Consider the following 16149-nt stretch of genomic DNA (forward strand, 5'->3'; position numbering starts at 1 on the left):
GAATAGAGGAGACGGCAATGCACACTTATGAACAGGCGCTCCAGGCCGGAAAGCAATTTCTGCTGGAGCATGATGATTACCTGGTCGTGTCGCATGTACAGCCGGACGGTGACGCAGTCAGCTCGACGGTAACGGTGGGCTGGCTGCTGTCATGTCTGGGTAAGACATTCACGATGATTAATGAAGGCGATATCCCGCATCGCATGCAATTTTTGTGGGAAGCAGGCAGCATTGTGAACATGACCGAACAACCACCGCAGCGAAAATATAAAGCTGTTATCTGTGTGGATTGTGCAGACTTTGCCAGAGTAGGTTTGACGCGTCATTATTTCGAAGAAGATGCTGTAATTCTGAATATCGATCATCATCCTACGAATGACGGTTATGGTACAGTCAACATCATTAAGTCAGATGCTGCTGCAACGGCTGAAATTTTGTTCGATTTTCTTAACCTGTTCCAAATAACATGGGATAAAGATGTTGCGACAGCAGTTTATACAGGTTTACTTACGGATACAGGTGGGTTCCGCTATGCCAACACCAGTCCAAATGTAATGACAACGGCCTCCAGACTGCTTGAACATGGTGTGGATGGACCCTATCTCGCGCAGACCTTGTTGGAGCAGGTGACTCTTCCGCAAGTGCGGATTTTGAATCAAGCACTATCAAGCCTGCAGATGACAGAGGATGGCAAGATAGCCTGGGTTGTTATTACACCGGATGATATGGTAGCTTGCGGAGCAGCTAATGAAGATCTTGAAGGGGTAGTAAACTATCCGCGCAACATTCAAGGCGTGGAAGTTGGTATCTTTTTCAAAGTCATCAACGAAAATGCGGTCAAGGTTTCTCTGCGTTCAGCTGGCAAGATTGATGTTGCTGCATTAGCACAGACCTTTGGCGGAGGCGGGCATGTGCTCGCAGCTGGATGCCGACTGGAAGGCAAACTGGATGATATTGTCGCAAAAGTATTGAAGCAGGTGAATTCACAATGGTAAAGCCATTTGAAGGTGTACTTCCGGTATATAAACCGGCGGGATTTACTTCTCATGATGTTGTAGCCAAGATGCGTCGCATTCTCAAGATGAAGCGCATTGGTCATACAGGCACACTGGACCCACAAGTTACAGGCGTCCTGCCGCTCTGTCTTGGGCGAGCGACACGTGTGGTAGAATACATGCAGGAGCTTCCGAAGGAATATCTGGCTACGCTTAGATTGGGTCTGTCTACTGACACAGAGGATATGACAGGGGAAGTCATTGAGCGTGCTGAAACACCGGTGGAAGTAACACAGGATCAGGTTCAACAGGTGCTTGAGCAGTTTCTGGGCACGATCTCTCAGGTACCACCCATGTATTCTGCAGTAAAAGTTGACGGCAAACGACTTTATGAGCTTGCTCGTGAAGGGAAAACGGTAGAGCGCAAGAGCCGTGAGGTCACAATCTATGAGCTTGAGCTTACAGGGATTGAGACTCAGGGCGAGACGACCGATATATCTTTCCGGGCATTGTGTTCAAAAGGTACCTATATTCGGACATTGTGTGTAGACATCGGCCGACAACTCGGATATCCATCGACCATGGTTCGATTGGAACGTACAATATCGGCAGGTATCTCTGCAGATCATTGTCTTCGTATTGAAGAAGTGGAGCAACGGATGGCTGATGGGACTTTGGCAGAGGCACTAATTCCTGTTGACAAGGCTATTGACTCGATTCCCGCCCATAAGGTTGGAGAAGAACAGGCAAAAGGAGCACTTCAAGGTCAAAAACTGTCTGCACGTCTGCTGGAACCGCCTGTAGAGCAACCTGGTTTGTTGCGGTTGTATGCTCAGGATGGTACGTTTCTGGGGATATTTGAACGGGATGAACTAAAACCAACGGTGAGGGCAGTTAAAGTCTTTTTACCGGAATAAAGAGGTATCGGGCTTGGAGTTGTGGTGATGCTCAAGCTTGGCCTATCTAGTGAAATGCAGGTGAATGATTGTGAAAACCGTAATGCTAACCTATCCGCAGACGTTACATTCGACTGAACTGAGTACACTTCCCCAAGTGCTTGCGATTGGTCAATTCGACGGACTGCATCTCGGACATGCAAGTGTCATATTATCAGCTGTCCGCATTGCCCGGGAAACGGGCATGCAGGCAGCGGTCATGACCTTTCATCCACATCCGAAGGAAGTTATGCGCAAAGGGGATTACGAGGGTTATTTAACTCCCTTGAGAGATAAAGAAGACATCTTGGCAGGTATGGGCGTTGATGTACTCTATGTGGTGGAGTTCAATGAAGATTTCTCACGGTTGACGCCGCAACAATTCGTACACGATCTGTTGATTCCGCTTCAGACACGAACAGCGGTGGTGGGTTTTGACTTCCGTTTTGGTCACAAGGGTGCAGGGGATGAACAGCTTCTTCGTACGTTGGGAGAAGGAGAAATGACGGTGGAAACCGTTCCTCCTTTCTTGTTAAATGGTGAAAAAGTGAGCAGCTCTCTCATTCGTGGCCTGTTGAAGCGTGGGGAGATGGATGAGGCCAGTCAGTGGCTTGGCCGACCTTACAGCATCAGGGGAACCGTCATTCACGGGGAGAAGCGTGGAAGAACGATTGGATTTCCTACAGCCAACCTTGAACTCACGGATCATTACGTTACCCCGTCTAAGGGTGTTTACGCTGTTCGTGTGCAGTATGGTGAACAGGAATTGCACGGCGTAATGAATCTGGGTGTGAAACCTACGTTTCACGAAAGCGGGATGAAACCTACGTTTGAAGTGCACCTGCTTGATTTTGATGGACACTTGTATGACCAGGAACTAAAGATTGAGCTTGTTCATTATATTCGTGCAGAACGAAAGTTTGACTCCATTGATGCATTGATTAGCCAGATTCGTGAAGATGCATTAACTGCTGGCCGCCTATTATTTTAAAGGCTCAGGATTAAATGCATGTTTACATTTACTTTAACTAGGCAATTATGATATACTGTACTACGTTGTCGAATGAGACAACATTAACCTTGGCTTGGTTGCTTGCTCTCACCGGCGGTGACGAGGCTAATGGCGATTATATTGAAGGAGGTGAACAGGATGGCATTGACTCAAGAACGTAAACAACAACTGATCGACGAGCACAAAACTCACGAGTCCGATACAGGATCTCCAGAGGTGCAAGTTGCTATCCTTACGGAAAACATCAGAAGTTTGACAGACCACTTGCGTACGCATAAGAAAGACCACCACTCACGTCGTGGACTTTTGAAAATGGTAGGTCAACGTCGTAAGCTTTTGGCTTACGTGAAAAACAAAGATGTTAAACGTTACAGCGCACTGATCGAAAAACTCGGATTGCGTCGTTAATTATCGTACATGTTTTCAAAACCAACCTGGCTGTTATCCGTCATTCTTTTGTCTAAAAGGACAAGCGGAACTTACAGCCGGGTTGTTTTGTAGATGAACATGTTGCCATATATTTGTAGATGGGGCTCCGTGAGGAGCTTTTGTTGTGCAGGTTAGCATGTTGAAAGATCCATACATAGCTAATGAATGCAGGACAAGCAGGAAATACTGTGAATATGCAGAATCCATTGAATTAGGAACGAATAAAAGGAGGGGTTTCATGGAACAGCGTGTTGAAATGCAGCTTGGTGGAAGAAAACTTACGCTTGAGACCGGGCGTTTGGCCAAGCAGGCTAATGCTGCCGTTAAGGTAACATACGGGGATACCGTTGTATTGTGTACCGTAACAGCATCAAGTGAGCCGAAAGATCTGGACTTTTTCCCATTAACGGTGAACTATGAAGAAAGATTGTACGCCGTAGGTAAAATCCCGGGTGGATTTATTAAACGTGAAGGCAGACCGAGTGAGAAAGCAATTCTCTCAAGCCGTTTGACAGACCGTCCAATTCGTCCATTGTTCCCGGAAGGCTTCCGGAATGATGTACAAGTTCTGAATATTGTTATGAGTGTGGATCAGGATTGCGAACCACAAATCGCTGCAATGATTGGTACATCAGCAGCATTGAGCATTTCGGATGTTCCATTCAGCGGACCGATTGGTGGCGTGAAAGTGGGACGTATTGATGGCGAGTTCATCATTAACCCAACGATTGCACAGCTTGAAGTCAGTGATATTGAACTAGTCGTTGCAGGAACCAAGGATGCCATCATGATGGTTGAGGCCGAAGCTAACGAAGTGCCGGAAGAAGTGATGCTCGAAGCAATCATGTTCGGACATGATGAGATCCAAAATATTATTGCTGTAATCGAACAACTTGTGCAAGTTGCTGGAAAAGAAAAAATGGCTGTTAAGTTGCGTACCGTTAATGCTGAAGTTAACAGCAGTGTGCGTGAATTCGCCAGCGCTCGTCTGGTCGAAGCGGTTAAAATCGCCGAGAAGCATGCTCGTCAAGATGCAATCGATGTAGTGAATGACGAAACCGTTGCTCACTTTGAAGAGAAATATATTGAAAGTCCGGAATTGTTCAAAGACGTGAAGGAAGTGCTGCACGATATCGTCAAAGAAGAAGTGCGCCGTCTAATCACGCATGATAAAGTTCGTCCGGATGGACGTGGACTTGATGAAATTCGTCCAATTGAATGTGATACATCTCTGCTACCACGTGCACATGGTACAGGACTGTTTACGCGCGGTCAAACGCAAGCTCTTAGCGTTTGTACACTTGGTGCACTGGGTGATGTTCAGATTTTGGACGGAATTAGCCTTGAAGAAACAAAACGTTTCATGCATCACTATAACTTCCCACCATTCAGCGTAGGTGAAGCTCGTCCATTACGTGCTCCAGGCCGTCGCGAAATCGGACATGGTGCTCTGGGTGAGCGTGCGCTTTCCAAAGTAATCCCTTCCGAAACGGATTTCCCATACACAATTCGTTTGGTATCTGAAGTTCTGGAATCCAACGGCTCATCATCTCAGGCAAGTATCTGTGCCAGCACTTTAGCTATGATGGATGCAGGTGTTCCAATCAAAGCTCCGGTTGCAGGTGTGGCTATGGGTCTCATCAAAGATGGTGATCATGTATCCATTCTGAGTGATATTCAGGGTATGGAAGATCACCTGGGTGACATGGACTTCAAGGTAGCAGGAACACCTGAAGGTGTAACCGCGATTCAAATGGACATTAAAATTGCTGGTATTAATCGTCAAATTTTGTCTGATGCATTGGCGCAAGCCAAAGAAGGTCGTATGCACATTTTGGGCAAAATGAACGAAATTTTGAAAACTCCACGTGAGCAGTTATCACAATATGCGCCTAAAATTACAACGATGCATATCAATCCGGACAAAATCCGTGATGTGATCGGTGCAGGTGGTAAAATTATCAATAAAATCATCGAAGAAACCGGTGTTAAAATTGATATTGAACAGGATGGACGTGTCTTTATCGCTTCTTCCAACCAGGAGATGAATGATAAAGCCAAAGCGATCATCGAAGGTATTGTGCGCGAAGTATTGGTCGGCGAGATTTATGTCGGGAAAGTAAAACGCGTTGAGAAATTCGGTGCATTCGTTGAAGTACTTCCGAACAAAGAAGGTCTGGTACACATCTCACAACTCTCAACAGAACGTGTTGCCAAAGTGGAAGATGTTGTAGCTATCGGTGATTCCATTACGGTAAAAGTAACGGAAATTGACCCACAAGGTCGAATCAACTTGTCCCGTAAAGCGGTTTTGACTGCTGAAGCTCCGGCTCAATCCTAGGATACCGAAGCAGCAGGTTATATAAATGGATAGATTGAATGAAGAGACAGAATGTGAATTTCTGGCTCTTTTTTTAACGTTTAAATACGAAAAACAAGAAGGAAACCATGGCTTAGTATTCATATTCTTGCCCTTGTCCTCATATGATGGGGACAAAGACGGCGGGAGGATGGAGCTGTGGGAAACCAATCCAAAAAGCTGGCGGCTGTTCTGGCGGGTGTGACTGCGGTCATATTGATCGGACAAGTTGGCAGTGTACGTACATACATTACGGAGATCCGTGATGGGCCAGGTACGCAAAATGCTTTTGACATGTTCAGGGAAGCAACGGGAGAAGATGCGCTGTTGTCGGCGATTCGGGATAAAGCAGCTGAAACGAAAATTGCTCCGGTGAATGCCAGAGTGGATCGGGTATGGAAAGCGATTCCTGGCTATAATGGCATGGAGATCGATGTGGAGGCGACATATCGTAAGGCGCTGAGTGGAACGTTGAATACCAAAATTGCTTATGTCTACCGTCAGATTGAGCCGGAGATCCAGCTTAAGGATTTGGGTGCACATCCAATCTATCGGGGGAATGCGAACAAACCGATGGTTTCTTTTATGATTAATGTCGCGTGGGGGAACGAATATATTAAACCGATGCTGGATACGCTGGATGCCGAGAAAGTGAAGGCGACTTTTTTTCTGGATGGAAGTTGGTTAAGCAAAAACGTTGAACTGGCCAAGGAGATTCAGAAACGAGGGCATGAGCTGTCCAATCATGCATATTCTCACCCTAATATGAGTCGATTGAGTGCAGAACGGGCCAGGCTGGAAATTAGTAAAACCCAAGATCTGCTCCATAAAACACTGGGGGTAGAGAATCGCTGGTTTGCTCCGCCTTCAGGTGACTTTAATCAGAAGACCGTTGATATTGCTTCTTCCATGGGACTGCAGACCGTGTTATGGACAGTAGATACTGTGGATTGGCGTAAACCAAGCCCGGATGCCGTTGTTGCCAAAATTGCGAAAAATACCGAGGCAGGCACGTTAATTCTAATGCACCCCACAGCTGCTTCTTCGGGATCTTTAAAGGGTATGATTCAATCCATTCGGGCCAAAGGTCTCGTGCTCGGAACGGTAAGTGAGACGTTGTCTTCGGAACGTGTAAACACGTCTGCGGTTGAGTGAACGGTGTTTTTTTGTTAATATCAAAAAGTTGGAACCAAATGTCGATTTCAATTTCAAGGTTGAGATCAAGGCAATTATAGAGATGTAGGAGGGCCAACCATGAAAAAAATTCAGCTGGGCAATGGCCTCAGAGTTGTCATGGAACAGATACCGACCTGCCGTTCTGTGTCTTTCGGAATATGGGTCAAGACAGGTTCGCGTAATGAGCAACCTGCAAGTAACGGAGTATCACATTTTATTGAACATATGTTATTCAAGGGAACAGATCGTTATGATGCCAAGGCGATTGCGGAACAGTTCGATGCGATTGGTGGTAACGTGAATGCGTTCACTTCCAAAGAATACACATGTTATTATGCTAAAGTATTGGATGAACATTTACCGATTGCCGTTGATGTGTTATCTGATATGTTTTTCCGTTCCAAAATGGATGATGGTGAATTGATCAAGGAGAAAAACGTCATTCTGGAAGAAATCTCAATGTATGAAGATACGCCTGATGATATGGTTCATGATCTGATGGCCTTGGCTGCCTATGGTGAGCATCCGCTCGCATATCCTATCCTGGGTACGGAAGAACGTCTCAAAGCGATGGATTCCAGCCATCTGCGTGCATATATGAAGGAGCACTACACGATTGAGAACACGGTCATTAGTATTGCGGGTAATATTGACGACAGTGTAATTGATCTGATGGAGAAGCATTTTGGTGCTTTTGATGTCAATGGAGTAACAGAAGCAGTTACGATGCCGGCGTTCCAAAGCGGACAGCTCTTCCACAAAAAGAAAACGGAACAGAATCATATCTGTATCTCGTTCCCGGGCTGTAAAATCGGGGATCCGCTTCAATTCGCTATGGTTGTTCTGAATAACGCCATTGGTGGAGGCATGAGCTCCAGACTGTTCCAGGAAATTCGTGAGAAACGCGGACTTGCATACTCCGTGTATTCTTATCATAGTTCTCATGCGGACAGCGGACTGTTCACGATATACGCAGGTACAGCACCGAAACAGACCAAAGAAGTGCTCGACCTCACCAAAGAGGTTCTGGGCGACCTGGCTGTAAATGGCTTGTCCGAAGATGAACTCCGCAAAGGAAAAGAGCAGCTGAAAGGTAGTCTGATTCTTAGCTTGGAAAGCACAGGCAGTCGCATGAACCGTCTGGGTAAAAACGAGTTGATGCTGGGTAGACACCATACGCTCGATGAAATGATCACCAAAATTGAGCAAGTTACCATGGACGATATTAACGCGGTGCTTGATCTGATGTTTGCTGAGCCTTTTGCACTTGCCATGGTTGGCGCTTCAGATAAGACGATCGCTGGATTGAGAAGGGATGATTTTGTTGCATTACGTTCAAATACAGAAACTGCCGGGCAATGAAGATATTAAGCTGCCACAAAAAATGTCGGAGCTGGCATCCGGCTTTGATGTAGTAGCTGCACTTCAGGAAGATGTTGTATTGCAACCGGGGCAGCGTACGCTGATTCCAACCGGACTTGCGATGGCAATGCCGGCTGGATTGGAAGCACAGATTCGTCCTCGGAGCGGACTGGCTTTCAAACATGGAATTACCTGCCTCAACACACCGGGTACCATTGATGCGGACTATCGCGGAGAAGTTAAAGTGCTGTTGATTAATCTGGGTCAGGAACCGTTCACGATTGTACGGGGAGAGCGCATCGCACAGATCGTCTTCCAGACGGTGCCTGCGGTTGAATTGACGGAAGTGACGGAACTTTCAGAAACGGTACGTGGCGAAGGCGGATTTGGTCATACCGGGAAATAAACCGCGTAAATATACCCATTCTTTAGAGTCGTCCCTGACAGGGGCGGCTCTTTTTTACATTTGAGAAACGGACGATGGAATGCAATTATTGTTTTCACCCCCCTGTGGGCCCCTGCATACGATAAGGCATACATGTGGTGAAAGGAGTGACGTCCCGATGCTGACCGGAGTCCGGATTGTAGTCCTGGGCGGAGATGCGCGGCAGCTTGAAGTCATTCAAAAGTGCGCTGAGCTGGATGCAACGGTAAGTGTGGTGGGTTTCGATAAAATAGAGCGTTCCATTCCAGGGATCGAGCACCAGGAATTGGAGAACCAAGTATTTGCTTCCGCAGATGTACTGGTACTGCCTGTTGTCGGTTGCGATGACCAAGGGAAAGTAAGTACTTCATTCAGTGACACACCGATCTATTTGAAAAAGGAACATATTGCAGCATTACCGGAGCATTGTATTGTGTTCACAGGTATGGCTAAGCCATTCTTGCGCGAACTTTGTCTTGAAAATGGGCTGCGACTTGTTGAAGTACTTGATCGTGATGATATTGCACTTTACAATTCTATTCCAACAGCTGAGGGAGCCATCGCCATAGCTATTCGGGAGACGGACTTCACAATCCATGGTTCGGAATGCATTGTGCTGGGCATTGGTCGAACAGGATTCACAATGGCCAAAACACTGCAGGGACTTGGAGCAAATGTACGGGTGGGAATCAGGCGAGAAGAGGATGCTGCTCGCGCTACAATCATGGGCTGGAAGCCTTTCATGACAACGGATTTGGCCGCTCAAACCGGGGAAGTTGACTTGCTTTTTAATACGATACCGACTATGATAATCACAGCACAAATCCTGTCCAGAATGCCGCAAAAGGCTGTTATTATCGACCTCGCATCCGCTCCTGGCGGCTGTGATTTCAGGTATGCCGACAAACGCGGTATCAAAGCGCTACTTGCGCCTGGCCTCCCCGGCATTGTTGCTCCCAAAACGGCTGGCGGCATTATTGCCGACGCGTTGATCCGTTTGCTTTTGGAAGAACAGAACGCACGGGAGGTTAAATCATGAACTGGCAGGGAAAAACGGTAGGTTATGCAATTACGGGTTCTCATTGTACGTTTGAAGAGGTTATGCCGGTTATTAGCCGCTTCGTGGCTGAAGGTGCCAACGTCATTCCGATTATTTCAAATTCGGTTCTGACAACCGATACACGCTTCGGTACGGCGCAAAATTGGCAAAAACAGTTGAAAGATATAACGGGTAATGATATCATTTCTACAATTGTTGAAGCGGAGCCATTAGGGCCTTCCAAGCTGCTTGATGTGCTGGTAATTGCTCCTTGCACAGGCAATACAACAAGCAAGCTGGCTAATGCGATGACCGACAGTCCAGTGCTAATGGCAGCCAAAGCGCAAATGCGCAATCAGCGTCCACTTGTGCTTGCTATTTCCACGAATGACGGTCTGGGCTTGAATGCTGCGAATATCGCCAAATTGCTCGTGGCCAAATATTTGTATTTTGTGCCATTTGGGCAGGACGATCCAGTGAAGAAACCAAACTCGTTAGTCGCCAAAATGGAATTGATTCCAGAGGCTTGCTGGAGTGCCCTTGAGGGCAAACAGCTGCAGCCAATGATTGTGGAGCGCTCTTCACAAGCTTAAAAAATCATTAATTTGGTGACAACGTTTATGCGCTTGGAGAAATGAAGGGTTTGAGAGACAAAGAAAATCATGGGGGACGATATGCTGGATTAAACAGCTACTTGTGTCCACGTTCCTGTCTATAAGGCATTCCTGCTTGCGGGCAGTAAAGGTTAAGCAAGCGGGAGAGGTCTATTGTGAATGTTTGCGTCATGATCTCGATAACAATCGCATCAGAACGCTCCCTAGAGTGATCCATTTGTTGATTTGACCCGTGTCCAGTCTTCTTGCGTACACAAATGGAGGAATAAAGATGCGTATCATGGTACAGAAATTCGGAGGCACGTCTCTCTCCACTGTTCAGGCGAGAGAGCATGTGCTCCGTCACGTTAAACGTGAACTTGAGGCAGGATTGAGTCTAGTCATTGTTGTGTCTGCAATGGGGCGCCGCGGCGAGCCATATGCGACCGATACATTGCTGGACTGGGCTGCACAGAACGGAAACGCACTATCCGCACGCGAAAAGGATTTACTGCTGTGCTGTGGTGAAATCATATCTGCGACGACTTTGAGCAGTTTACTCGAACACGAAGGCATTCCAACTACAGTGCTGACCGGTGCACAAGCAGGTTTTGTGACGGACGACAATTTCGGGAATGCCCGGATATTGGATGTCCGTCCTGTTCGTGTGTTGGAGCAGCTTCAGCTTGGCCGGGTGGTTATTGTAACCGGATTCCAGGGGCAGACGGAGAATGGAGACTTCACGACATTGGGTCGTGGGGGAAGTGATACGTCTGCGACAGCTCTTGGTGCAGCATTACGGGCTGAAATGGTGGATATCTACACCGATGTGAACGGGATACTCACTGCCGATCCACGAATTGTTGAGGATGCGCGTCCACTGACTGTTGTGAGTTATGCTGAAATCTGTAATATGGCCCACCACGGGGCCAAGGTAATCCATCCACGTGCGGTCGAGATTGCCATGCAATCCCAGATTCCGGTGAGGGTAAGATCCACTTTTGCAGACACGGAAGGAACCCTGGTTACGCATCCAGAAGGTTTTCGGGATGTACAGACAGGCATTGTTGACCGTTATGTAACAGGCATCGCCTACGTAAGCAATGTAACGCAAATTACGGTGGATGTGCCTGGTGGTGCAGATCGATTGCAACTAAAAGTGTTCAAAACCATGGCTGAGAATTCGATCAGCGTTGATTTTATTAATGTTACCCCCTCGGGAGTTGTCTATACGGTTTTTGACAGTGATTCCGAGAAAGCCATAGAGGTATTGCAGGAGATAGGTCTCAAGCCACAAAGCCTGTCCGGTTGTGCTAAAGTGTCCGTCATTGGCGGAGGCATTAATGGTGTACCTGGAATTATGGCTCGGATCGTCGAGTCCTTGACACTGGCTGACATTCAGATCCTGCAATCGGCAGATTCGAATACAACGATCTGGGTACTCGTAAAAAAAGAAGATATGGTTCAGGCCCTGAGGGCACTTCACGCCTCATTCGAACTTCATTTGTAAATAACTGAAGTTAGAGGAGCCAAACCTGTTTTGAAGGAGGAATCGAATTGGACTTTGGAAGATTGATTACAGCAATGGTCACTCCGTTCAATGAACAAGGAGAGATTCATTGGGAGGAAACGGCACGTCTAATCGACTATCTGATTGTAGATCAAAAGTCGGAGACGCTCGTGGTTTCCGGAACAACAGGGGAGTCTCCAACACTTAGTGATACTGAGAAAGTTCAATTATTCGAATTTGCAGTGAAACATGCGGCCGGCCGGTGCAAAATTATAGCCGGAACGGGAAGCAACAACACGGCACATTCCATCCATTTGACACAGGAAGCTGAACGTGCCGGAGTGGATGGCATATTGTTGGTTGTTCCTTATTACAACAAACCAAGCCAAGAGGGTTTGTTCAAACATTTTGAAGCGATTGCAGGCTCTACCAAGCTGCCTATTATGCTGTACAACGTGCCTGGACGTACAGTAACCAGCCTGTCAGCCGCAACAACGCTTCGTCTTGCACAGATTCCGAATATCGTCGCTACGAAGGAATGTGCATCTATGGAGCAGGTAACGCTAATTGCAGCAAGTGCTCCAGAACATTTCAGAGTGTACTCCGGTGATGATGCTTCAGGTTTACCAGCGATTGCCGTTGGAGCACATGGAATTGTCAGTGTGGCCAGTCATGTCGTAGGCGCAGAAATGAAGAAAATGATTGATGCTTTCTATGGCGGAGCACCTCTTCAGGCTGCTCAGATTCATCAGCAGCTGTTCCCTGTGTTTAAAGGTCTGTTTGAATGTCCTCAACCTCTACCAAACCCGGTAGCGGTGAAATACGCGCTGACATTGCGTGGTTTGAACGTTGGATCTGTCCGCTTGCCCCTTATTCCGCCAACGGAAGAGGAACAGGTGTATATCAAAGGTCTGCTTAATTTGTAATCATTTAGGTTGCAAATGGAATTATTTTATTAATCATGAAAATTTCATCAGATCAGATAAAGAACCGCTCCTCGTATTAGAGGTTGCGGTTCTTTTTTTACGAGTAATGTGAGGTTTCTTTTCCATTGCTAAGGGGAAACCTACAGGTTAACGAGAGAGTGACTTGTTTTTTTTGTTTTTAATCATGTATAATGATGTCAAGTGACTGGGTGCGGTATTTTTTTGAAATTGAAAGCGACATCGTTTCGTGGTGTGGCTTTGCGGTGAAAAAGGAAGGAACGGCTAAGAGGTAATTTTCAAATCCAACTTGTTGGTAAAAGGGAATAACTTCGAAGAACTTCTTCCAAATATCGCGAATAAAGGTGTTCTTTTGCATTCATCCCGATAGATGGGTATGTGATGTATGGACTACTTTTCTTAACTTACAATAAATAATAAGGTACGACGTCCAACTACCATAGGAGGTTTAGATTCATTTGTCTAAGAAAAATAATAACGATAAACTGATGATTTTTGCTTTGGGCGGCGTAGGCGAGATTGGTAAAAATATGTACGTCATCCAATACGCCAACGACATTGTAGTCGTAGATGCTGGTCTTAAATTCCCTGAAGAAGATATGCTTGGTATTGATATTGTCATCCCTGACATTTCTTACCTGACTGAGAACCGTGACAAAGTAAGAGGTATTATCCTTACTCACGGACATGAGGATCACATTGGTGGTCTGCCATATGTCCTCAAACATTTGAATGTTCCTGTATACGGAACAAGACTGACGCTTGGACTTGTAGAAAACAAGTTGAAAGAAGCGAACTTGCTGGGTGAAACAAAACGTATTCTGATTGATGCGGATTCCGAGATTGAACTTGGAACTGCATTGAAAGCATCGTTCTTCGCTACTAACCATAGTATTCCGGATTCTGTTGGTGTATGTATCGAAACACCGGAAGGTGCAGTTGTTCACACAGGTGACTTCAAATTCGACCATACTCCGGTCAATGGTCAATATGCAGATCTTCAGCGTATGGCACAGATCGGAACAAATGGCGTGCTAGCGCTGTTGTCAGACAGTACGAACGCTGAGAAACCTGGATTCACACCATCGGAGAAAAATGTGGGTATCGTTCTGGAAGATATCTTCCGTAAAGCGAGTCAACGTGTTGTTGTAGCGACATTTGCCTCCAATGTACACCGTATCCAACAGGTCATCAATGCAGCAGAAGTGACTGGACGTAAAGTTGCAGTTATCGGACGTAGCATGGTGAATGTAGTGGGTATTGCTTCAGAACTGGGTTACCTTGAGATTCCAGATGGCATGATCATTGAACCTGAAGAAGTAGGCAAGATGGCTGCTGATCGTGTCGTGATTCTCTGCACAGGAAGTCAAGGAGAGCCGATGTCGGCATTGACACGTATGGCTCGTTCCACACACCGTAAAGTGGACATCCTGCCAGGCGACACTGTCATTATCGCAGCTACTCCGGTTCCAGGTAATGAAAAATATGTAGGCCGTACGATTGATGAACTGTTCCGTCTGGGCGCTAACGTGCATTACAGCGGTGCTAACAGTGGTGTTCACGTATCTGGTCACGGTAGCCAGGAAGAACTGAAACTGATGCTCAACCTGATGAAACCGAAATTCTTCTTGCCAATTCACGGTGAATTCCGTATGCAGCGCCGCCACGCGGTTCTTGCTGAATCTGTAGGCGTAGAGCCGGAAAACATTTTTATCACGGATATCGGTGAAGTGATTGAAATTCAAGGTGGATCAGCACGTAGAGCAGGTAAAGTCACTGCAGGTAACGTGTTGATCGATGGCTTGGGTGTAGGCGATGTGGGTAACATTGTACTGCGTGACCGCAAATTGTTGTCACAAGATGGTATCCTTGTTGTCGTGGTAACATTGAGCAAACAGGATGGAAAAATTGTTTCCGGTCCTGACATCATCTCTCGCGGATTTGTATATGTACGTGAATCGGAAGGACTTCTTGATGAGGCCAACCGGATCGTTAGCAGCACATTGCAGAAGTTGATGAGTGAGAACGTTAATGAGTGGGCTTCACTCAAAACGAATGTTAAAGATGCATTGGGCCGCTTCCTGTATGAGCAAACTCGTCGTAGACCGATGATTTTGCCAATCATTATGGAAGTTTAAAATAGGCGAAACAAAAACATATATTCAGGCACACAGTCGCCCCTTCTCTACGAGTAATATTGGACGGTTCCTCGTAGAGAAGGGGCTTTTTTTGCGTTTTTCAGGAAGATTGGCAATAGAATCAATATGTGAAGCAATTTAGATGAAGCGGGTATAAGGCAGCTGGAAAATTCCCCATACTAAGGAATACATTAAATGTTTCTGGAGAAGGGGATTAAAGAAATGAATGAACGTATGAATGGCAAGCAGGCATCAAAATCCAATCAGCCGGAAGTTGAAGCGCCAGAGATTCCGATTCAAGAGGACAAGAACATCTCGCCCGTGACAGAGACGATTCAGCAATTCGGGCAGACACAGTCGCCGGCAGGTGAATCAAATATTTTCTGTATGACCATTATTGGACAGGTCGAAGGGCATCTGATTTTGCCGCCACAAAATAAAACAACAAAGTATGAGCATATCATTCCACAGCTGGTGGCTGCAGAGCAGAATCAGCGTATTGAAGGTATACTGATCATTTTGAATACGGTAGGTGGAGATGTAGAGGCCGGTCTGGCCATTGCAGAGATGATTGCTTCTCTAAGCAAACCTACGGTCACTGTGGTCATTGGAGGCGGACATAGCATTGGAGTGCCGATTGCTGTAGCTTCAACGTATTCCCTGATTGCCGGAAGTGCAACGATGACAATCCATCCCATACGGATGAACGGCCTTGTCATTGGTGTACCTCAGACGTTTGAGTATATGGAGAAAATGCAGGAGCGGGTTGTACGGTTCGTGACTTCTCATTCGAATATCTCGGAAGAGATGTTCAAAGAACTGATGTTTAAGACCGGTGAGTTGAACCGGGACATCGGCACAGCTGTAGGAAGCGCGGATGCAGTGAAATATGGATTGATGGATGCAGTAGGCGGAATTGGACAAGCTATTGCTCAGTTAAATCAGCTCATAGGAGACAAGAGGCAGACGCTGCAAGCGGGAGGTTATACCCAATGACGTTGTATACAGTGATGCCGCCTGAACAGCTTTGGTCGGGAATGTGGAAAGAGGGCGAAGATACTAGGGAAATCAAGATGAATGGTTTATTGATGCAGGTGAGGCCTGTTAATGATAATGAAGCCGTTATTGTACGGTTGCTGGATTGTCCACTTGAAGCCTATCTCGATCCTGGTAATATGCCCGGTTCGACCGTTCCGCTTTCAGGTAACTTGGGATCAGCATAACGCGACGAAT

General features: G+C 46.5%; 15 protein-coding genes. All 15 read left to right on the forward strand.

The window, feature by feature from the left end; genetic code table 11:
* Positions 1–17: 17 nt before the first annotated feature.
* A complete protein-coding gene (locus MHH93_RS23015; protein WP_500055921.1) occupies positions 18–995 on the forward strand; it encodes a DHH family phosphoesterase in 978 nt (325 codons plus the stop codon).
* Positions 989–1912 (forward strand): tRNA pseudouridine(55) synthase TruB, encoded by a 924-nt coding sequence (gene truB / locus MHH93_RS23020; protein WP_500055922.1) that lies wholly within the window; start codon positions 989–991, stop codon positions 1910–1912. Before MHH93_RS23015 ends, truB begins: the two co-directional genes overlap by 7 nt.
* 64 nt (positions 1913–1976) lie before the next feature.
* Entirely contained in the window at positions 1977–2921 is a 945-nt protein-coding gene (locus MHH93_RS23025) for a bifunctional riboflavin kinase/FAD synthetase (protein ID WP_500055923.1), read from the forward strand.
* A 159-nt stretch (positions 2922–3080) separates the two neighbouring features.
* Positions 3081–3350 (forward strand): 30S ribosomal protein S15, encoded by a 270-nt coding sequence (gene rpsO / locus MHH93_RS23030; protein WP_056700672.1) that lies wholly within the window; start codon positions 3081–3083, stop codon positions 3348–3350.
* Between the two features lie 259 nt (positions 3351–3609).
* A complete protein-coding gene (gene pnp, locus MHH93_RS23035; protein ID WP_500055924.1) occupies positions 3610–5712 on the forward strand; it encodes a polyribonucleotide nucleotidyltransferase in 2103 nt (700 codons plus the stop codon).
* 177 nt (positions 5713–5889) lie between these two features.
* Positions 5890–6885, forward strand: coding sequence for a polysaccharide deacetylase family protein (locus MHH93_RS23040; RefSeq protein ID WP_500055925.1), 996 nt, complete (start codon positions 5890–5892; stop codon positions 6883–6885).
* A 99-nt stretch (positions 6886–6984) separates the two neighbouring features.
* Positions 6985–8268, forward strand: coding sequence for a M16 family metallopeptidase (locus MHH93_RS23045; RefSeq protein WP_076326816.1), 1284 nt, complete (start codon positions 6985–6987; stop codon positions 8266–8268).
* Positions 8228–8674 (forward strand): dUTP diphosphatase, encoded by a 447-nt coding sequence (gene dut / locus MHH93_RS23050; RefSeq protein ID WP_339241652.1) that lies wholly within the window; start codon positions 8228–8230, stop codon positions 8672–8674. Before MHH93_RS23045 ends, dut begins: the two co-directional genes overlap by 41 nt.
* Positions 8675–8831: 157 nt before the next feature.
* On the forward strand, positions 8832–9731 hold the full coding sequence (dpsA, locus tag MHH93_RS23055) for a dipicolinate synthase subunit DpsA (protein WP_500055926.1): 900 nt from the start codon (positions 8832–8834) through the stop codon (positions 9729–9731).
* Positions 9728–10324, forward strand: coding sequence for a dipicolinate synthase subunit B (locus tag MHH93_RS23060; RefSeq protein WP_062833836.1), 597 nt, complete (start codon positions 9728–9730; stop codon positions 10322–10324). Before dpsA ends, MHH93_RS23060 begins: the two co-directional genes overlap by 4 nt.
* Before the next feature lie 292 nt (positions 10325–10616).
* Positions 10617–11834 carry an aspartate kinase gene (dapG, locus tag MHH93_RS23065; RefSeq protein WP_500055927.1) on the forward strand — a complete coding sequence of 406 codons (1218 nt, stop codon included), beginning with the start codon at positions 10617–10619 and terminating at the stop codon, positions 11832–11834.
* A gap of 47 nt (positions 11835–11881) precedes the next feature.
* Positions 11882–12760 (forward strand): 4-hydroxy-tetrahydrodipicolinate synthase, encoded by an 879-nt coding sequence (dapA, locus tag MHH93_RS23070; RefSeq protein ID WP_500055928.1) that lies wholly within the window; start codon positions 11882–11884, stop codon positions 12758–12760.
* A gap of 476 nt (positions 12761–13236) precedes the next feature.
* Positions 13237–14916, forward strand: a complete 1680-nt coding sequence (locus MHH93_RS23075; RefSeq protein ID WP_500055929.1) for a ribonuclease J — start codon at positions 13237–13239, stop codon at positions 14914–14916.
* Positions 14917–15138: 222 nt separating this feature from the next.
* Positions 15139–15912, forward strand: coding sequence for a ClpP family protease (locus MHH93_RS23080; protein WP_339241658.1), 774 nt, complete (start codon positions 15139–15141; stop codon positions 15910–15912).
* Positions 15909–16139 (forward strand): YlzJ-like family protein, encoded by a 231-nt coding sequence (locus tag MHH93_RS23085; RefSeq protein WP_500055930.1) that lies wholly within the window; start codon positions 15909–15911, stop codon positions 16137–16139. The genes MHH93_RS23080 and MHH93_RS23085 overlap by 4 nt, the downstream gene beginning before the upstream one ends.
* Positions 16140–16149: the final 10 nt, after the last annotated feature.

Origin of the sequence: Priestia sp. FSL H7-0729, from assembly GCF_038005685.1 — a bacterium.
In the GTDB taxonomy this organism is placed as follows: Bacteria; Bacillota; Bacilli; order Paenibacillales; family Paenibacillaceae; genus Paenibacillus.